Below are 18,432 nucleotides of genomic sequence, written 5' to 3' on the forward strand. Positions count from 1 at the left end.
GCCCACAGGTGCCCCATGAAAGTCCTTTCGTCCCTGAAGTCCGCGAAGTCCCGTCACCGCGACTGCAAGGTCGTGCGCCGTCGTGGCAAGGTCTTCGTGATCTGCAAGTCGAACCCGCGCTTCAAGGCCCGCCAGCGCTGATTCGCGCCCGGCCCTGATGCCCCACGACGCCGGCCCTGTGCCGGCGTTGTTGTTTTCGGGCATCGCGATGCCACAATCCCGTGTCGCCCCCGCCCTTTCCGGAGACCCGCCCATGCTGCGTTCCGCCCTCGTCGCCGCCAGCCTTGCCCTCGCGTTCGCCGCCCCCGCTCAGGCCGACCGCCTGCTGATCGAGCGCAGCCGCGCCGCCGAAGCCGCGAACCTGCCGGCCCGTGGCCAGTCGATGGCCCAGGTCGAGGCGAAGTTCGGTGCCCCATCGCAGAAGCTGGAACCGCGCGGCGGCCAGAGCTCGGCGTGGCCGGTGATCCATCGCTGGGTCTACCCGCAGTTCACCGTCTACTTCGAGAACGACCGTGTCGTGAATGCCGTGCTGAACCGCGCGGCGCCGAACGAAACTGGCCCGGCGCCCGCCACGCGTACGGAGTAAGCGCCGGCCTGCAGCACCGGAGGCGCGGCGTCACCGCCGCGCCTTTTTCGTGGGCAACCCTGCCCTCGTCACTCCCATCGACTCGAACGCACCGACCGCCATGAGCCTCCGCTTTCCCGCCGAATGGGAACCCCAGGACGCCGTCCTGATCGCCTGGCCGCACGCCGGCACCGACTGGGCCGAGCGTCTTGCCGAGGTCGAGACGACCTACGTGGCGCTGGGCGTCGCGATCACGCGCTTCCAGCGGCTCGTCGTCGTGGTGGCGGATGACGCGCTCGAGGCCCACGCGCGCACCCTGCTCGCCGACGGTGGCGCCGACCTCGGGCGCATCCGCTTCGTGCACGCCGCCTACGACGACACTTGGCTGCGCGACTCGGGCCCGATCACCCTCCGTGACGGCGCGGGATTCCGCCTGCTGGACTTCCGCTTCACCGGCTGGGGCGGGAAGTACGGCGCGTCGCAGGACGATGCGCTGATCTCGCAACTGGTGGCCGCCGGCCTGTTCAAGGACGCCAAGCACCAGCGCATCGACTTCGCGCTGGAAGGCGGAGGCATCGAGACCGACGGCGACGGCACCCTGCTCACCACCTGGCAGTGCCTGCACGAGCGCCACCCCACGCTGACCCGCCAAGAGATCCGCTGGCAACTCGAGAACGCCCTGCAGCAGCACCGTGTGCTCTGGCTCGACCACGGCGCGCTCGAGGGCGACGACACCGACGCGCACATCGACACCCTCGCCCGCTTCGCCGCGCGAGACGCCATCACCTTCCAGGACTGCGACGATCCGGCCGATTCGCACTACGCCGGCCTGAAGGCCATGGGGGCCGAGCTGGCCGCACTGCGCACGGCCGACAACAAGCCGTATCGCCTGTACCCGTTGCCCTGGGTGCGGCCGATCATCGACGAAGGCCGCCGCCTCGCGGCCTCGTACGCGAACTTCCTGATCATCAACGGCGCGGTGCTGATGCCCGCCTACGGCGACAAGATGGACGCCGCCGCCGCCGTGATGCTGGGCAATGCCTTCCCGAACCACGCCATCGTGCCCGTGCCCTGCCGCCCGCTGATCTGGCAGAACGGCAGCCTCCACTGCATCACAATGCAGCTGCCCGCCGGCCTGTTGGCCTGAGCGCCGTGCGTGCCCTCCACCGCGAGTAATCCCATGAGCCGCCTCCTGAAAGTCGCCCTCGTCCAAGAGTTCAACCAGGGCGACGCCGAACCCAACCTCGCGCGCATCGAACAGCGCGTCGCCGAAGCCGCCGCCGGCGGCGCGAAGCTCGTGCTGCTGCAGGAGCTGCACAACGGCCCGTACTTCTGCCAGCACCAGAACACGGACGAATTCGACCGGGCCGAGCCGATCCCGGGCCCGAGCACCGAGCGCCTCTCGCGCCTCGCGAAGCAGCACGGCGTGGTGCTGGTGGCCTCGCTGTTCGAGCGCCGCGCCCCGGGCCTCGCGCACAACACCGCGGTGGTCTTCGACGCCGACGGCAGCTTCCGCGGCAAGTACCGGAAGATGCACATCCCGGACGACCCGGGCTTCAACGAGAAGTTCTACTTCACCCCGGGCGACCTCGGCTTCACCCCGATCGACACCTCGGTGGGCCGCCTCGGCGTGCTCGTCTGCTGGGACCAGTGGTACCCGGAAGCCGCGCGCCTGATGGCGCTGGCCGGCGCCGACCTGCTGCTCTACCCCACCGCCATCGGCTGGGACCCGCGCGACACCGACGCCGAGAAGGAGCGCCAGCGCATGGCCTGGATCCTTTCGCACCGCGGCCACGCGGTGGCCAACGGCCTGCCGGTACTCACCTGCAACCGCACCGGCTTCGAGGCCTCGCCGATCGCTGCTGAAGGAAAAGCGGGCGGCCCCGGCATCCAGTTCTGGGGCTCCAGCGCCGTGTTTGGGCCGCAGGGCGAAGTCCTGGCCGAAGCGTCGCGTGACGCCGCTGAAGTGCTGTTCTGCGAGGTCGACCTCGCGCGCGGCGAGGCCGTGCGTCGCATCTGGCCCTTCCTGCGCGACCGCCGCATCGACGCCTACGGCGACCTGACCAAGCGATTCCGCGATTGAACGACACGACCCTGCCGGCCACGCTGGCCGACCAGCCGCACGCGCGCGTCGAACGCGACGGCGTGACGTACACCCTGCTCGGCACCGCCCACGTCTCCAAGGAGAGCGTGGCTGCGGTCGAGGCCGCCCTGGCCAGCGAGGCCTTCGACGTCATCGCCGTCGAACTCGATCCCGCCCGCCATCGCGCGCTCACCGATCCGAACGCGCTGGCCAAGCTCGACCTCGTGCAGGCCATCAAGACCGGCAAGGCCGGCCTGCTGGCCGCCAACCTCGCGCTCGCCGCCTACCAGCGCCGCCTGTCGGAGCAGTTGGGGGTCGAGCCCGGCGCCGAGCTCAAGGCTGCCGCGATCGGTGCGACCGAGCGTGGCCTGCCCATGGTTCTGATCGACCGCGACATCGGCCTGACCTTCAAGCGCGCGTGGTCCATCCTCGGATTCTGGAAGCGCTCGATGCTCGGCGCCGGCCTGTTCACCAGTCTCATCGTCGACGAGAAGGTCGAGGACGACGCCATCGAGAAGCTCAAGCAGGGCGACGTGCTCGAGGCCAGCTTCGCCGAGTTCGCCGGCCAGAGCCCCGAGCTGTTCGAGGCCGTGATCGCCGAACGCGACCGCTACATGGCCGCGAAGCTGCGCGAAGCCGGCGCCGCGCATCCCGGTAAGCGCGTGCTGGCCGTGGTCGGTGCGGGGCACCTTGCGGGCCTGAAGGCCGCACTGGAAACAGGCTCGGCCACGCCGTCGGTGCAGATCGCGGAACTCGAAGCGGTTCCGTCCGACAACGGCCTGCCCTGGTTCACGATCGCGTTGGTCGCGCTGCTTCTCGGCGGTTTCGCCTGGGGTTGGCACCAGGGCGGCATCGAAACCGGCGGCATGGTGCTGCTGCAATGGGCGGCGATCACCGCCGCGGGCGGCGCGCTGGGCTGCCTCGCAGCCGGCGGACACCCCTTGAGCATCCTCGCGGCGGCCGTGGCCTCGCCGATCACACCGCTGCATCCCGCACTGGGCTCCGGAACGATCAGCGCGCTGGTCGAGGCCTGGGTGCGCAAGCCGGACTACGCCGACTTCCTCGCCCTCCGCGACGACACGCGCACGGTGGGCGGATGGTGGAAGAACCGCGTGGCCCGCACGCTGCTGAATTTCTTCCTGACCTCGCTGGGCACCGCGTTGGCCGTTTGGGCGGCCGGTGCGGGCATCCTCGCCAAGCTGCTCTGAGCACCGCCGGCGGGCATGCGCTCAGGGCGTACGGTGATTTGACGGCTCCACCGCGCTCGGGTGAACTCGGGGCTTCCCTCCCCGAGAGCCGCCGGTGTCCGGAACCGTCGCCCTGCCCCGCTGGAAACGCGCCGTCCTCAAGGTCGGCAGCAACCTGATCGCGCCCGGCGGGCAACGCCTGTCGACGCGCCACCTGCTGTCCATCGCGCGCTTCATCGCCGAAGCCCGTGCCGAGGATCGCGACGTCGTGCTCGTCTCCTCCGGCGCCGTCGCCGCCGGGCGTGCCCTGCTGGGCTCGCTGGACGCCACCGCCCTCCCCGCGAAGCAGGCGCTCGCGGCCCTCGGCCAGCCCCGCATGTTCGACGCCTGGGCCCGACTGCTCGACGTGCCCTGTGCGCAGGTGCTGCTGGCCTTCGACGACTTGCAGAACCGCCGGCGCTTCGTCAACGCCAAGAACACGCTGCGCGAACTGCTGCGGGCCGGCGTGCTGCCGATCATCAACGAGAACGATTCGGTGGCCGTCGACGAACTGCGCGTGGGCGACAACGACAACCTCGCGGCGCACGTCGCCGTGCTCGTCGAAGCCGACCTGCTGGTGATCCTGTCCGACATCGACGGCCTCTACGACGCCGATCCGCACAAGGTGCCACGCGCGAAGCGGATTGAACGCGTGGCCGCCATCGACGACGCGGTGTTCGCGCTCGCGGGCGGCGCCGGCTCCACCGTCGGCACCGGCGGCATGCGCACCAAGCTCGAAGCGGCGGCGAAAGCGACCGCGCGCGGCATCGCCACGGTCATCGCCCACGGCGGCAAGGCGGAAGCGCTGGAAGCGCTCGGGCGCGGCGAATGCCCGGGCACGCTGTTCGAACCCACGGCCACCCCGGCCAGCGCCAAGGAGCACTGGATGCGCCACGCCCTGGCCAGCCAAGGGCAACTGCACGTCGATGCCGGCGCCCTGCGGGCGCTCAAGGAGCGCGGCGCTTCGCTGCTGCCCGCCGGCGTGCGCGGCGTGGAGGGCAGCTTCCGTGCCGGTGACGCCGTCGAGGTGCGGGTGGAGGGCGAGGCCCGAGCCTTCGCCAAGGGCATCGCCCAGTACGACGCCTCCGAGCTCCGTCGGGTGCTGGGCAAGCCGAGCGCCGAGTTGCCCGCCCTGCTCGGCTACGAAGGCCCCGAAACCGTGATCCACCGAGACGACCTGGTGCTGCTGTGACCCCCGACGACCTCTCGCTGATCCGCCGATGCGCGGAAGCGTCGCGCGCCGCCGCGCGCCGCCTCGCCGCCACCGATGCGGCCACGCGCCATGCCGCCCTCGAGGCCATCGCTCGCGCGCTCGATGCGCGGGAAGCCGCCGTGCTCTCCGCCAATGCGAAGGATCTCGAGGCCGCCGCCGCCGCGGGCCTGTCGGCCGCGATGCAGGACCGCCTGCGGCTCGACCCCGCCCGCTTCGCCGCGCTGGTCGCCGCCGTGCGCGCCGTGAACGCCCTGCCGGACCCGCTCGGCGACGTGCAGTGGCAGGCGCCGCGCGCCGACGGGCTCGCCATCGGGCGGTTGCGCGCGCCGCTCGGCGCCATCGCGATGATCTACGAATCGCGCCCGAACGTGACCGTCGACGCCGCGGTGCTGTGCCTGAAATCCGGCAACGCCTGCGTGCTGCGCGGGGGCCGCGAGGCGGCACACAGCAACGCCGCCCTGATCGAGGCCGTGCAGGCGGGACTGCAGGCCGCGGGCCTGCCCGTCGATGCCGCGGTGCCGGTGCCGGTATTCGAACGCGCGGCGATCGCCGAGCTGCTGAAGCACGACGACTGCCTCGCCCTGGTGATCCCGCGCGGCGGCGAGGGCTTGATCCGGCATGTCGCCGAGGTGAGCCGCGTGCCGGTGATCCGCCACTACAAGGGCGTCTGCCACCTGTTCGTGGAGGCCAGTGCCGACCTCGATGCCGCCCTTCGTCTGGCCATCGACGGCAAATGCGCACGCCCCTCGGCCTGCAACGCCCTGGAGACGTTGCTGGTCGACGCGTCGGTGGCCGACGCATTCCTGCCCCGGCTCGGAGAGGCACTCCATGCGCGCGGCGTCGCGCTTCGTGCCTGCCCCCGCGCCTTGCCGAGACTGCCTTCGGCCACGGCCGCGACGCCAGAGGACTGGGATGCCGAGTACCTCGACCTGGTGCTGTCGGTGAAGGTGGTCGACGCCATCGAGGAGGCGCTGTCGCACATCGCGGCGCACGGCTCGCAGCACACCGAGGCCATCGCCACGACGGACGCCGCGTTGGCGGACCGCTTCCAGCGAGAGGTCGATGCCTCGGCGGTGATGGTCAACGCGTCGACACGCTTCAACGACGGCGGCGAGCTCGGCCTGGGCGCCGAGATCGGGATCTCGACGACCAAGCTGCATGCCTACGGCCCAATGGGCCTCGAATCCCTGACCACCCTCAAGTGGGTGGTGCGCGGCACCGGGCACACGCGGACGCGGGTGGCCTGAGGCGGGCCAACGGGCCCGCGCCCGGCCCTCAGTGCGCGGCGCCGATCTCGCGCACGCCGGCCCACTCGCGGGCACGACGGAAGGCGGCGCTGCTCCAGTTCCCGAGGTCGTCGAGGATGGCGTAGATGGTCGGCAGGAAGACCAGGCTGACCACCGTCGAGAAGATCAGGCCACCGACGATGGCGCGCGCCATCGGGTAGTAGCCCGGACCGTCGCCACCGATCTGCGCGCCGCCCAGGGTGAGCGGGATCATCCCGAGGATCGTCGTGCCCATGGTCATCAAGATCGGCCGCAATCGCTCGCGGCTGCCCTCGACGAGCGCATCCAGGCGGTTGTAGCCCTCGCGCCTCAGGTTGTTGATGTGCTCGATCATCACGATGCCGTTGTTCACCACGACGCCCATCAGCACCAGGATGCCGATGGCGGCCATGATCGTGAATGTCGTGTCGGTGATGACGAAGAACCAGAACACGCCGAACGCCGAGAAGACGATGCTGCTCATGATGGCCAACGGATAGAGCATCGACTCGAACAGCGCCGCCATGATGATGAAGATCATGACCATCGCGATCAGCGTGTTGAACGCCATCTGCGCGCCGGCCTCGTCGTTGCGACGGAAGTCTCCGCCGAAGCTGAAGCCGTAGCCCGGGGGGAATGTGACCTGGGACAGGACCTCGGTCATCGCCCTGCGGGCATCTTCGTTGGTCTGTTTGTCGCCGAGGTTCGCGGCGATGTTCAGCGACGTCCGGCGGTTCTCACGGTTGATCTGACCCGCACCGCGTGCGATGTCAACGCGGACCATCGACATCAGCGGCACGCGGCTGCCGTCCGCCCGCGTCAGGGACAGGGACTGCAGATCCTGGACACGGAACCTCTCGGCGCCGGCGAAGCGCGCCCACACCGGCACCTCCTCGCCGCTGCCGCGGAACTCCCGCAGCGGCGTACCACGCAGGGCGATGCCGATGTATTGCGCCACTTCCTGCGCCGAGAATCCGTACGCCGCGGCACGGTCGCGATCGACACTGACGCGCACCTCACTGGTCTCGTCGCCGGTATCGATGCGGACGTCTCGAAGCTCGGACCGGCGCGCCAGCACCGGGACGATCTGCTCGGCGAGCACCATCAACTCCTCGTTCGAGTCGCCGTTGAGCGAGACACGGACGCCCTCGTTCTGTCCGCCGCCGCCACCGCCGCCGCCCGGCCCGCCGCCACCCTCGATGCCGATCTCGGCCAGGGCGGACTTGGGCAGAATCGCACGGATTTTCTCCTGCAGCTCCTCCGTCGGGATCAGATCGCCCTCCGTGCGGAGGGTCACGTCGATACCGCCCCAGCCGCGCTCGCTGTAGACGGTGTAGATCTGCTCGATCTGCAATTCCTCGCGCCTTGCGTCGAGGGCCTCCTCGACCTTCAGCATCTCGCCAAGCATCTCGTCGAGGCTGTAGGAGCCCTTCCAGTCGAAATAGATGTCGATCTCGCGGCCGGCATCCTCCTTGAACATGTCGAACTTCATCATGCCGGTGGCCGCCGGCACGACGCTGAGGAGGATGATCAGCGCGATGCCGAACACCGACCAGCCGCGGTGCTCGAGCGACCAGCGCAGTCCATCCGCGTAACGGCGGGACAACCAGGCGACGAAACCGGTCTTCAGGCCCAGCGAGGCTGGCGTCGCCACCTTCGCCGACAGCATCGGAATCAGGCTCACCGCGACGAGCCAGGATGCCAGCAAGGAGATGGTGATCGTCGCCGCCACCTGCCCGAGGAAGATGCTGATCTGGTTGACGTCCCCGAAAAGGTTCGGGACGAACACGATGATGCTGGTCAAGGTGCCGGCGCTGATCGCCAGCTGCACGCTGCGCGTGCCTTCGATGGCGCACCGGTAAGGATCGTTCGGGTACTTCTCGCGGTACTGGTAGATGCTTTCAACGACAACCACCGCGTTGTCCACCAGCATCCCGAGTCCGAGCAGCAGGCCCATCATCGTGAGGATGTTCAGGGTCAGGCCCATGAAATACATGATGCCGAGGGTCATCACGATGCAGACCGGGATGGCGAGCGTCACCATCAACGTGCTCGGCCAGTGGCGGAGGAAGTAGAAAAGGATGAAGATCGACAGCAGGCAACCGATGAGGCCGGCCTCGGTGAGCTCGGAGATGGAACTCTTCACCGATTCCGCCTGGTCGTCCGCGATCAGAACCTGGATGCCCCGCAGCTCGGGCTCCTTCTCGATCTCGACCATCTCGCGCAACACGTCGCGCGACATCTGAACGAGGTTGGCATCGGCCTCGCGCTGGATGTCGACACCGACCGCCGGACGCCCGTCGAGGCGACGACCGAAATCGGAACGCTGCGGCTTCAACACCACGTCGGCGATATCGGACAGCTTCAGGCCGCGGTCGTTGAGGACAAGGTTGCGCAACTCGTCGAGATCGCGGATCTCGCCGACAGGCTGTACGCGGATCCGCCGCGTACCGTCGTCGATGCTGCCGGCCGAGACGGAGAAGTTCACCGCGCGGAGCCGCATCGCCAGGTCATTCAGGGCGACGTTGTGGGCGCCGAGGCGGATGGGGTCGATCGCGACCTCCACCTCCGGCGGCTGGACGCCGATGATGTCGACGCGCGCGACCCCGGGGATTCTCTCCAGGCGGCGCTTGAACAGGCGTTCCAGCATCGCGTACTCATTGCGGAGGTCACGATCGCTGGTGAAGCGCAGCCGCAGCACTGGCTCGTCGGTCGTCGAGAACTTCATGACGAAGTAGCGCTGGAAATCGTCGGGAAGCTCGGTGCGGATCGCGTCGATGCGGTCACGCGCCTCGCTCGCGGCGATGTTCGTGTCGCGCGCCCAGTCATCGAACTCGAGGAAGATGCCGCCGCCGTCACCACGGGCGTTCGACCACATGTTCTTGACCCCTGACAGTGTCGCCAGGGCCTCTTCTGCCGGCCGCACGATGGTCCGTTCGACTTCCTCCGGCGAGGCACCCGCATAGGGCAGCTCGATGTAGATGAAGGGCGCGGTGAGTGCCGGGAACTGCTCGAGCGGCAACCGGAAGGCGGCGATCAGCCCCAACACCATGAGGGACACGTAGAACATGATCGCCGTCACGGGCCGGCGCAGGCTGATTTCGGCAAGGCTCACGGCTGCGACTCTCCGACCAGCTTGCCGATCAACCCGATCTGCCTGTTGCGCTCCCCCTCGGCCCTCCAGGCCTCGTCGCTGCTGCGGTCGAGCAGCTTGTACATCGCCGGGATGACGACCAGCGTCAGCAAGGTGGAGACGGTGAGGCCGCCGATCACGGTGATCGCCATCGGCGCCTTCACTTCAGCACCGTCGCCGCCGAAGAACGCCAGCGGCGCGAAGCCGAACAGGGTGGTCAGGGTGGTCATGACGATGGGGCGCAGGCGCGAGTAAGAGCCTTCCAGCAGGGCATCGACCTTGCTGTGACCCTCAAGGCGCAGCTGGTTGACCTTGTCGACCAGCACGATGGCGTTCTTGACCACGATACCGACGAGCAGGATCAGGCCGATGAAGACCACGACCGACACCGGCGATCCGGACAGCAGGAGGGCCAACACGGCGCCGACGACCGCCAGAGGGATGGTGAACAGGATCACGAACGGATGCAGCAACGACTCGAACTGCGAAGCCATCACCAAGTAGACGAGGAAGATGGCGAGACCGAAGGCGAACATCAGCGACTGCAGCGAGCGGCCCAGTTCTTCGCTCTGGCCGCCGAAGGCGAGGCGGAGGTCGCCGCCCAAGGGGTTCGCCTCGACGAGGCTGTTCACTTCCTCGACGGCCGTGCCGAGGTCGATGCCACGGAGGTTGGCCGAGATGATCGCCACCCGCGTCTGGTCGACGCGGTTGATCTCGCCCGGGCCAATGGTCTCGACGACATCGGCCACAGCGGACAGGGGAACCGGGCGCTCGCTTTCCGGATTCACGATGAGCTCCCGGATCTCGGCGATCGACGACCGGTCCTGCTCCTGGGCGCGCACCAGAACATCGATCTTCCGGTCGCGGAAGCTGTAGCGTGTCGCGACCTCCCCGCGAACCTTCCGCACGACCTGGTCGGCGATCTGGCGAGTGGTCAGGCCGAGGGCCGCAGCGCGTTCCTGGTCGAAGCGGATCTGCACTTCGGGGAAGCCTTGCTCAACCGTCGACTTCACGTCGGCGAAGTGCGGCGAAGCCATCATCAGTTCACGCAACTTCCTGCCTGCAGCCTCGAGCTCGGCCAGATCCGTGCCACGGATCTCGATCTCCAGCGGCGTCGACAGACTGACCAGCTCGGGACGGCTGAACTTCACCTCGACATCCGGATAACCGGCCATGAAGCCGCGCAAGTCTTCCGTGAGGGCCGCCTCGGTGCTGCGGCTGTAGCCTTGGCCGAGCACGATCGAGACGCGCGCGATGTTCTCGCCGGATTCGGTGGGGTTGGCATCGAGGCGCGTGCCGGTACCACTGACGCCGAACAGCGCCTTGATCCGGTCGTCACGATCGAACTGGCCCTGCACCGCGGCGACGAGCCGGTCCGTGTCCTGCAGTTGCGTTCCCGCCGGCAGCTTCGCGGTCATGTCGAAGCGATCCTGCGCGAGCTGCGGGATGAGGTCGGTCCCAAGGGTCGTCGCCATCCCCAGCGACAGCAGGAAGGCGAGGCCGGCGGAGCCCAGCACGGCCACCGGGTTACGCAAGGCCGCCGGCAGGATGCGATGGCGATAAGCATCGGCCGCGGCATCGTAGGGCCGCAGGATGACTTCGCCGACCTTGGCGACCACCGGCAACGCATAGCCGGTGAACCCCCGCCACACGAGCAAGGCACCACGCACCGCCACGAGGGTCGCAGCGCTCAAGAACCAGCCGATGAGCCGGAAGGGAGCACTCAGGGCCACCAGGATCGCGCCGGCGACAGCGGAAAGTGCGCCCGGTCGGCGCGCGACCAACGCAACGTACGGGGCCGCGAAACGCAAGCCGGCTTCGCGAAGGCTGCGTGGAAGCCGGATGGCTCCCGGCTCGCGCTCGACGCGGAAACCCATCGGCGCCGTCGCCTTCAAGGAGCTGAGCATGGGGATCAGGGTCAGGGCGATGACCATCGAGATGAGGAGTGCGATGGAGACGGTCAGCGCCTGGTCCTTGAACAGCTGGCCAGCCACGCCTTCGACGAACACCAGCGGCAGGAACACCGCGACGGTCGTCAAGGTGGTCGCCACCACGGGCATGCCCACTTCCTTGGTGCCGACGATGGCGGCCTCGAGCACGCCGAGTCCCTTCTCGCGCGCCTTGGCGATGTTCTCGAGGACGACGATCGAATCGTCCACCACCATGCCGGTGGCCAGGGCGAGGCCCGCCAGCGACATCACGTTGAGCGAGAGATCGAGCTGCTCCATGAAGAAGAAGGTGGCGATGATCGACACCGGCAGCGACAGCGAGATGACGAAGGTGCTCCATCCGTCCCGAAGGAAGAAGAAAATGATCAGGATGGCGAACAGCCCCCCCAGCACCGCCTCCTTCTGCACTTCGCTCAAGGCCGAACCGATGAAGACGGACTGGTCCTCGACGGTGCGCATGGTCAAACCATCGACGGTGTACTGGCCCGGCACGGTAGCGACCTGCGGCGGCCCCCGGCGCCCTTCGGAACCTGGCGTGCGCGGCGCGGTCTCGCGCTCCATGTCGCGCAGGGCCTGCTTGATGGCCTCCGCCACAGCCACCGTGTTGGCGTCACCCTCCTTGTAGAGTGCCACTTCGACCGCCTCTGCCGGGCCGATGCGGATGATGGCCTCACGCTCCTTGTGGCCCTGCTCCACGGTGGCGACGTCGCGCAGGTGGATCGGCACGCCGTTGAGCGTGGTGATCAGCATGTCGCGCATCTGCTGCAGGTTGGCGAACTGGTTCACCGTCCGCACCAGGTAGCGCTGCGATCCCTCCTCGATGCGACCACCGGAGATGTTGACGTTCTCCTGCTGGAGGCGCTGGACGACGACGTTGATGTCGAGGTTGAGTTGGGCCAGCCGGTTCTGGTCGATCAGCACCTGCACCTCGTCCTCGAGGCCACCGCCGACCTTCACCGCCGCGACGCCCGGCACGGGCTCGAGGCGACGCTTCAGCGTCTCCTCGGCGTAGCGGCGCAGCGTCATCAGCTCCTGCGGTGTTGCCTGCGCGCCCGACGCGCCGATGGCGAGTCGCATGATCGGCTGGGTGCTCGGGTTGAAGCGCAGCAGGACCGGCGGCTTCACTTCCAGCGGCAGCTGGAGCAGCTCGAGCTTGTCGCGCACCTCGAGGCTGGCCTGGTCCATGTCGGTGCCCCAGGCGAACTCGAGAACAACGTCGCTTTGCCCGGTCCGTGAGATCGACCGCAGCTTCCGCAGGTTCTTCACGACGCCCACGGCTTGCTCGATCGGCTCGCTGACGAGCGTCTCGATTTCAGCCGGCGCGGCACCGACGTACTCCGTTCTCACGGTGAGCGTTGGGTAGCTCAGGTCGGGCAACAGGTTGACCTTCAGGTCAAACAGCGCGATGAGGCCGAAGAGGACGAGGGTGACGGTCGCCATCGCCACCGTGACGCGGCGGCGGGTGGCCAGCTCGATGAGGCTCATGGCGGGTGCTCAGCGGATATCGGCGTCGGCCACGGCCGTAGCGGCGGGCACGGCGGCAGTCGGATTCAGCACCTCGACCTCGGCGCCATCGCGTACCGCGACGCGGCCCTGGGTGATGACCTGCTCGCCCGCCTCGATGCCTCCGAGGACTTCCGCATACTCGCCGTTGATGTAGCCCAGCTGCAGGACCTTGCGCACGGCCTTGCCGTCCTCGACGACGAACACCGCGGACTCCCCCGAGCCCTCGATCAGAGCGATGCGAGGCACGGTGAGGGCGGCCGCCCGCTCGTCGTAGACGATGCTCAGGCGACCAAACATGCCGGGGCGGAGCTTGTCTTGGCCGCGGAACACGCCGACGACCCGGAAGGTGCCGGTCTGCGAGTCGACAACCGGGCTGATGCGATCGACCTCGCCCTCGAACACCTCCCCGGCCAACGCATCCACCATCATCCGGATCGGGAGTCCGGGCTTCATGGTGTTCATTTCACGCTCCGGCACGTTGAGCACGGCCTCGAGGTGCGAGTTATCGACAATGCGATAGACCGGCGCATTGAGCGAGATCAGGTTACCCGGCTTGGCCATGCGCTGCGCCACCACGCCCGAGATCGGCGCGGTGATGGTGGTGTAGCTCAGCTCGAGGCGCGCCAAATCGTAAGCGGCCTTGGCGGACTCGAACTCGTAGCGCAGCTGGTCGTTGGCGTCGGCGCTGACGAGCTTGCGTTCGAACAGCTCCTTGGAGCGTTCGAAGTTCGCCTGCAGGCGGCGCATCGTGGCCTCGGCGCGGGCGACTTCAAGACGCGTGCGCTCCGGGTCGATCTGTGCCAACGGCTGCCCGGCTTCGACGGTGTCGCCCTCCTCGACCAGGACGCGGAGCAGAACGCCGCCCGTCTTGGCAACGACTTGCGCGTCCGCGGGCACCTCGAGGTTCGCCGTACCGCTGTAGCTGGCGGCGATCCGGCGCTCGGACACCGCGGCCACCTCGACAGGCACCGCCTCGCTCTTCTTCTCGTCGCCCGTCTTCCCGTCCTCCGCGGCCGTCTCGGCCGCGTCATCCGCCGAGGCGTCGCTGCCGTCCTGCGCCCCTCCGGCGCAGGCCGTCAGCGCCAGCGCGGCGGCGAGTCCGAAGACCAGAGCAAAGGTCGGGGTGGCGGTCGATTTCGAGGGTGAAGCGCTCATGGGCAGGCCGTGGTGTGCTGGTTTAATACAACACTATCGTCACCCCGCTTCCCGGCGCATATGCCAAGAGTCAGCGTGACCACCGGTGTGACCGGCTGTCGCACCCCCCTTGCGCGACGGCTATACTTCGCCGGCTCACCACCCTGACCCGGATCGTCTGATGCGTCGACTCCTGACTGCCCTGACCGGCACCGCGCTCGCAATCGCGATGGCGCCTGCCCATGCCGCCGGCAACCCCGAAAACGGCAAGACGTTGGCCTACACGTGCGCCGGTTGCCACGGCATCCCGGAGTACCGCAACGCGTACCCCAGCTACCACGTGCCGAAGATCGCCGGACAGAACGAGGCCTACCTCGTGAATGCCCTCAAGGCGTACAAGACCGGCGACCGCCAGCACCCGACGATGACCGCACAAGCCTCGAGCTTCTCGGACGCCGACATCGCCGACATCGCCGCCTACCTGTCGGCCCAGAAGTCCCAGTGACGAAGGACCTCCGCCCCATGCGCCTCCAGACCCTCGCCACCGTCTCCCTGGCCCTGTTCGCTGGTACCGTGCTCGCCGTCGGCGCGCCCAAAGGCGACATCACCGCCGGCAAGCAGCGCTTCGAAGCCACGCCGGAAGGCGGACAGTCGTGCGCCAGCTGCCACCTCGAGGGCGGAGCCAAGTCGATCGACGGCAATACGCCGTTGCTTGCCGGCCAGTACGCCGACTACCTCGAGAAGGCCCTCAAGGACTATCGTTCGGGCGCCCGCGTGAACGTGCTCATGAACGCGCAGGTGAGCGCCACCGAGGGCGCCAACAAGCTTTCGGATGCCGACATCCAGAACATCGCCGCCTACCTCGCTTCGCAGCCCGAGGCGATCGAAATCTACAAGGCGCGCTAACGCGCGAACAGCGCCGATCCGCAGCTCGTCGCGCCCACGCGGAAGCCCGGCCTTGCGCCGGGCTTCTTTGCATCTGGCGCCCTAGTCCTGCGGCGTGCCGGCGGCGGACTCCACACGCGCTTGCGCCGTTGGGTCATCGCCGCCGCACAGCGCAGAAAGGCGATCGAGGTAGTAGGCGACTTCCGCGGCTTCCTCTGCCCGGTCAAGCGCCTCGCGCAGTTCTCGACATTGCACACGGTTGGAACGGTCCCAAGGTGCGGGTGGCGGCCGTTGCACGATCACCCCGGTGCCGCCATTGCGAACAATCGTGCAGCCACCGGCGAGGCCAGCGACGGTTCCGCAGACCAGGGAGAACTTCTCGTTGAGCGGAATCGAAACCTTGCCCGAAGCTTTCTCCACCAACCCGCCGAGCCAGTCGTCGACGAGGTTGCCGCGCGGGCGCCAGGCGTAAGCGAACCGCGAAGGGTTCGGGTCCAGCGCCCGCGGACGATAGAAGACGTCGTCCTCATGCCCATCGCCGGGCGTGAAGTAGCTTCCCGCGCGAGGCGGCGGCGTGGCTGAGTAAAGGCTCTCCTGCGGCAACAATGCGCGTGCATCGTCATCCAAGTAGGCAATCGTCCGCCCGACGGGTGCCGAGGCGCCGTCCGCGGCGGAGGCCGCCACGGCAGGCGGATGGGCACGCCGCAACCCGGGATCGTCCTCCGCCAAATCAACCGAAGGCTCGGCGCGCGCGCGCGCGGGTGACGCGGATGCCACCGTCAGTGGATCCGGCTCGTCCGCAGGCCCCCCTCTCAGGACCTGGGGCTCGGCGCGAGCCGGATCCCAAACGTCCACCAGCACCCAAGCCTCGACCGACGTGCCATCGACCATCGGCTCTGGAACGAGCTCGCGGGGCAGCGTCATCGCCACCATGAGCGCGAGATGCACGCCGAGCGAAACGGCCCAAGCCACGCTGCGGCGCCACGAGAACTGCCGGTCTGACGCCATGCGTGCGGGGGGCTCGATCACGAAGCGCCCGATGCTGGTGGGGCAGCGCGTAAGCCGCGGTTAAAGCCGACGCCGTCGCCTGCGGCGATTCAGCGGCCAGCAGGGATCACCCCGTCGGCGCAACGGCTTCAGCGCGCGATGTAGGGCGCTTCGCCGGTGCTGTGGTCGGTGGCGTCGCGCACGGCGGTGATGCCGGGGATCTTGGCCATCAGCTGCTTCTCGATGCCCTGCTTCAAGGTGACGTCGGCCATGCCGCAGCCGTGGCAGCCACCACCGAAACGGAGCAACACGACGCCGTCCGCGGTGACTTCCTCGAGGCGCACGTTGCCCTTGTGCGCGGCAAGCTGCGGATTGATCTCGTTGTCGAGCATCCAGCGCACGCGCTCGGGGATCGAGGCACCATCCGCGGGCGCCGTGCCCTTGATCTTCGGCGCGCGGATGTTGAGCTCGCCGCCGGTGGCGTTGGTGCGGTAGTCGATCTCGGCGCCATCGAGGTAGCTGGCGGTGCCGCCATCGACGAACAGGGTGAAGCCCTCGCAGTCCACGGCCCATTCGTTGCCGTCGAGGTCGCTCTTGTCGGCGAACTCGAGTCGGACGTCGGCTTTCGGGGTGCCGGCGTGCAGCGCGGAAAGACGGATGCCCACGGCATCGCCACCCTGCGTCTCGAGCAGGCGGCGGAAATGGGTCTGGGCGGATTCGGTGATCTGGATCATGCGCGTATTCTAAGCGCCCTCGCGCATCGCCCGCGTCGAGCCGCCCTCACGGGACCTGCCCCACGCGCCGCCCCGCTCCTGCCGATTGGACCTGCCATGACGACCTTCGCCGATCTCGCCACCGCCCACTGCACGCCGCTGCGCGGCCCCGAACACCAGCTGTCGCCCGAACGCATCGCGGCACTGCTGGACGTACTGCCGGAAGGATGGCGCCTGATCGACGACGGCCCGGCGATCGAGAAGACCTTCCGCTTCGCCGACTACCACCGCACGATGGCCTACGTGAACGCGCTCGCCTTCATCGCCCACGCGGAAGACCACCACCCGGACCTCGGCGTGCACTACGACCGCTGCGTCGTGCGCTTCTCCACCCACGACGTCGGGGGACTGTCGATCAACGATTTCGTCTGTGCCGCCAAGGCCGAGGCGTTGCTGCAGCGCTGAATCAACGCCCTCGGCCCAGGGTATTCCGGCCCCCAGCGCACATCGCCTGGCCTGCCCTCAGGCGAGCCGATCCAGCACCGCGCGCAACTCGTCGCTGAGCGGTGCGGTCACGAGGTAGGGCGTCGCGCCACCGTCGAGCGCGAACTCCATCGAAGCCGCGTGCAGGAACAGGCGCCTCAGGCCGACCTGCTCGGCGAGGCGCTTGTTGGCCTCCTTGTCACCGTACTTCGGGTCGCCGGCCACCGGGTGGCCGATGTGCGCGGCGTGCACGCGGATCTGGTGGGTGCGGCCGGTTTCGATGCGGATCTCGCAGAAGCTGTGCCCGCCACGGCGCTCGAGCACCTTGATGTGGCTGACCGAGGGCTTGCCCTCCGGGTCGACGCGCACCATCCGCTCGCCGCCCTGCAGCACCGACTTCCGCAGCGGAGCATCCACCGTAATCGTGCCGTCCGGCACGCGGCCGACCAGCAACGCGAGGTAGCGCTTGCCGGGCCCCTCGTCGTCCTCGCCGCCGCGCATCAGGGCCTGCAGTTCCAGCAGGGCCGAGCGCTTCTTGGCCAACACGATGACGCCCGAGGTGTCGCGGTCGAGCCGGTGCACCAGTTCGATGGACTCGTTCGGGCGCAGGGCCCGGAGCCCCTCGATCACCCCGAAGCTCACGCCGGAACCGCCGTGGGCGGCGATGCCCGAGGGCTTGTTCAGGGCCAGGATGGCCTTGTCCTCGAAGACAATGCTGGCGGCCAGGCGGTCCAGCAGCCCCTTGGGGGCGACCTTGGGCTCGCCCTCCTCGGCCAGCCGGACCGGCGGGATGCGGACTTCGTCGCCCCCGTTCAGCTTGGTCTCGGGCTTGGCCCGGCCGCCGTTCACCCGCACCTGCCCGGAACGCACGATCTTGTAGATGATCGAGCGCGGCGCGCCCTTGAGCTGGCCGAGCAGGAAGTTGTCCAGGCGCTGGCCGTCGCGGTCGTCCGGGACTCGGACGAGGCGGACGCCACCGGTTTTCTCATTCATGGGCGAGACCGACGGGGTGGGCGGGCCGGGGCGCATCTGTTAAGCTCCGCGCGCAGGCTAAGGTTCTGATTCGCTTGGGAGTTGGCCGAAAGCCCCCTCCCCTGAGTTCCCGCCGAAACGCGACCACGCCCCCCGGGGGCGATCATGTTAGCGGCTTTCGTGTGGGCAAACCCGCCCCCTGCCCGCGTGTCCCGAGGGGTTGCCCGACGGCCACACGGCTAGCACCGGATCGGCCTGACACACCGACCGGCATCAGTGGAATACAAAGAAGCGCTCCCGCGGGAATGCCCCTCGGTC

General features: G+C 68.5%; 16 protein-coding genes. 10 read left to right on the forward strand and 6 right to left on the reverse strand.

Annotation, left to right across the window (positions count from 1 at the left end):
* Window positions 1–15: 15 nt before the first annotated feature.
* From ykgO to ACYVAK_RS09490, 7 genes are all read left to right on the forward strand, one after another.
* Window positions 16–141 (forward strand): type B 50S ribosomal protein L36, encoded by a 126-nt coding sequence (gene ykgO, locus ACYVAK_RS09460; RefSeq protein ID WP_029213509.1) that lies wholly within the window; start codon window positions 16–18, stop codon window positions 139–141.
* A 112-nt stretch (window positions 142–253) separates the two neighbouring features.
* Entirely contained in the window at window positions 254–586 is a 333-nt protein-coding gene (locus ACYVAK_RS09465; RefSeq protein WP_461060232.1) for a hypothetical protein, read from the forward strand.
* Between the two features lie 100 nt (window positions 587–686).
* Complete coding sequence (locus tag ACYVAK_RS09470; protein WP_461060234.1) at window positions 687–1,712, forward strand: agmatine deiminase family protein; 1,026 nt, start codon at window positions 687–689, stop codon at window positions 1,710–1,712.
* Between the two features lie 33 nt (window positions 1,713–1,745).
* The gene (locus tag ACYVAK_RS09475; RefSeq protein ID WP_461060236.1) at window positions 1,746–2,648 is read left to right on the forward strand and encodes a carbon-nitrogen hydrolase; all 903 of its coding nucleotides are present in this window, start codon (window positions 1,746–1,748) and stop codon (window positions 2,646–2,648) included.
* Window positions 2,636–3,856 carry a TraB/GumN family protein gene (locus ACYVAK_RS09480; RefSeq protein ID WP_461060546.1) on the forward strand — a complete coding sequence of 407 codons (1,221 nt, stop codon included), beginning with the start codon at window positions 2,636–2,638 and terminating at the stop codon, window positions 3,854–3,856. The genes ACYVAK_RS09475 and ACYVAK_RS09480 overlap by 13 nt, the downstream gene beginning before the upstream one ends.
* A gap of 94 nt (window positions 3,857–3,950) precedes the next feature.
* Window positions 3,951–5,066, forward strand: a complete 1,116-nt coding sequence (gene proB, locus ACYVAK_RS09485; protein ID WP_461060238.1) for a glutamate 5-kinase — start codon at window positions 3,951–3,953, stop codon at window positions 5,064–5,066.
* Complete coding sequence (locus ACYVAK_RS09490; protein ID WP_461060240.1) at window positions 5,063–6,334, forward strand: glutamate-5-semialdehyde dehydrogenase; 1,272 nt, start codon at window positions 5,063–5,065, stop codon at window positions 6,332–6,334. The genes proB and ACYVAK_RS09490 overlap by 4 nt, the downstream gene beginning before the upstream one ends.
* 28 nt (window positions 6,335–6,362) lie before the next feature.
* Here ACYVAK_RS09490 and ACYVAK_RS09495 read toward each other — a convergent pair whose 3' ends face one another.
* The 3 genes from ACYVAK_RS09495 to ACYVAK_RS09505 are packed head-to-tail and all read right to left on the reverse strand — an operon-like array spanning window position 6,363 to window position 14,095.
* Window positions 6,363–9,467 (reverse strand): efflux RND transporter permease subunit, encoded by a 3,105-nt coding sequence (locus ACYVAK_RS09495; protein ID WP_461060242.1) that lies wholly within the window; start codon window positions 9,465–9,467, stop codon window positions 6,363–6,365.
* Window positions 9,464–12,919 (reverse strand): efflux RND transporter permease subunit, encoded by a 3,456-nt coding sequence (locus ACYVAK_RS09500; RefSeq protein WP_461060244.1) that lies wholly within the window; start codon window positions 12,917–12,919, stop codon window positions 9,464–9,466. The genes ACYVAK_RS09495 and ACYVAK_RS09500 overlap by 4 nt, the downstream gene beginning before the upstream one ends.
* A 9-nt stretch (window positions 12,920–12,928) precedes the next feature.
* Window positions 12,929–14,095: an efflux RND transporter periplasmic adaptor subunit gene (locus ACYVAK_RS09505; protein WP_461060246.1), complete on the reverse strand. Its 1,167-nt coding sequence runs from the start codon at window positions 14,093–14,095 to the stop codon at window positions 12,929–12,931.
* A gap of 160 nt (window positions 14,096–14,255) precedes the next feature.
* Here ACYVAK_RS09505 and ACYVAK_RS09510 point away from each other — a divergent pair, with 160 nt between their 5' ends.
* Together ACYVAK_RS09510 and ACYVAK_RS09515 are read left to right on the forward strand one after the other, a co-directional pair.
* Window positions 14,256–14,579 carry a c-type cytochrome gene (locus ACYVAK_RS09510; protein ID WP_461060248.1) on the forward strand — a complete coding sequence of 108 codons (324 nt, stop codon included), beginning with the start codon at window positions 14,256–14,258 and terminating at the stop codon, window positions 14,577–14,579.
* A 17-nt stretch (window positions 14,580–14,596) separates the two neighbouring features.
* Window positions 14,597–14,980: a c-type cytochrome gene (locus tag ACYVAK_RS09515; protein ID WP_461060250.1), complete on the forward strand. Its 384-nt coding sequence runs from the start codon at window positions 14,597–14,599 to the stop codon at window positions 14,978–14,980.
* Window positions 14,981–15,061: 81 nt separating this feature from the next.
* Here the strand turns inward: ACYVAK_RS09515 and ACYVAK_RS09520 are convergent, their stop codons facing one another.
* Both ACYVAK_RS09520 and ACYVAK_RS09525 read right to left on the reverse strand, forming a co-directional pair.
* Complete coding sequence (locus ACYVAK_RS09520; RefSeq protein WP_461060252.1) at window positions 15,062–15,988, reverse strand: hypothetical protein; 927 nt, start codon at window positions 15,986–15,988, stop codon at window positions 15,062–15,064.
* Between the two features lie 107 nt (window positions 15,989–16,095).
* The gene (locus tag ACYVAK_RS09525) at window positions 16,096–16,680 is read right to left on the reverse strand and encodes an NfuA family Fe-S biogenesis protein (RefSeq protein ID WP_461060254.1); all 585 of its coding nucleotides are present in this window, start codon (window positions 16,678–16,680) and stop codon (window positions 16,096–16,098) included.
* A gap of 96 nt (window positions 16,681–16,776) precedes the next feature.
* Between ACYVAK_RS09525 and ACYVAK_RS09530 the strand changes: the two genes are divergently transcribed.
* A complete protein-coding gene (locus tag ACYVAK_RS09530) occupies window positions 16,777–17,124 on the forward strand; it encodes a 4a-hydroxytetrahydrobiopterin dehydratase (protein ID WP_461060256.1) in 348 nt (115 codons plus the stop codon).
* 57 nt (window positions 17,125–17,181) lie between these two features.
* On the opposite strand, the gene ACYVAK_RS09535 is transcribed toward ACYVAK_RS09530, so the two are convergent.
* Entirely contained in the window at window positions 17,182–18,171 is a 990-nt protein-coding gene (locus ACYVAK_RS09535) for an RluA family pseudouridine synthase (RefSeq protein WP_461060258.1), read from the reverse strand.
* Window positions 18,172–18,432 lie beyond the last annotated feature (261 nt).

It is taken from the genome of Silanimonas algicola (genome assembly GCF_054777375.1).

Bases quoted from the DNA above. Each gene is read 5' to 3' on its own strand.
- ACYVAK_RS09510 (WP_461060248.1), top strand. From the start codon at position 14,256: ATGCGTCGACTCCTGACTGCCCTGACCGGCACCGCGCTCGCAATCGCG.
- ykgO (WP_029213509.1), top strand. From the start codon at position 16: ATGAAAGTCCTTTCGTCCCTGAAGTCCGCGAAGTCCCGTCACCGCGAC.
- ACYVAK_RS09525 (WP_461060254.1), bottom strand. From the start codon at position 16,680: ATGATCCAGATCACCGAATCCGCCCAGACCCATTTCCGCCGCCTGCTC.
- ACYVAK_RS09505 (WP_461060246.1), bottom strand. From the start codon at position 14,095: ATGAGCGCTTCACCCTCGAAATCGACCGCCACCCCGACCTTTGCTCTG.
- ACYVAK_RS09535 (WP_461060258.1), bottom strand. From the start codon at position 18,171: ATGCGCCCCGGCCCGCCCACCCCGTCGGTCTCGCCCATGAATGAGAAA.
- ACYVAK_RS09475 (WP_461060236.1), top strand. From the start codon at position 1,746: ATGAGCCGCCTCCTGAAAGTCGCCCTCGTCCAAGAGTTCAACCAGGGC.
- ACYVAK_RS09515 (WP_461060250.1), top strand. From the start codon at position 14,597: ATGCGCCTCCAGACCCTCGCCACCGTCTCCCTGGCCCTGTTCGCTGGT.
- ACYVAK_RS09470 (WP_461060234.1), top strand. From the start codon at position 687: ATGAGCCTCCGCTTTCCCGCCGAATGGGAACCCCAGGACGCCGTCCTG.
- ACYVAK_RS09500 (WP_461060244.1), bottom strand. From the start codon at position 12,919: ATGAGCCTCATCGAGCTGGCCACCCGCCGCCGCGTCACGGTGGCGATG.
- ACYVAK_RS09530 (WP_461060256.1), top strand. From the start codon at position 16,777: ATGACGACCTTCGCCGATCTCGCCACCGCCCACTGCACGCCGCTGCGC.
- ACYVAK_RS09465 (WP_461060232.1), top strand. From the start codon at position 254: ATGCTGCGTTCCGCCCTCGTCGCCGCCAGCCTTGCCCTCGCGTTCGCC.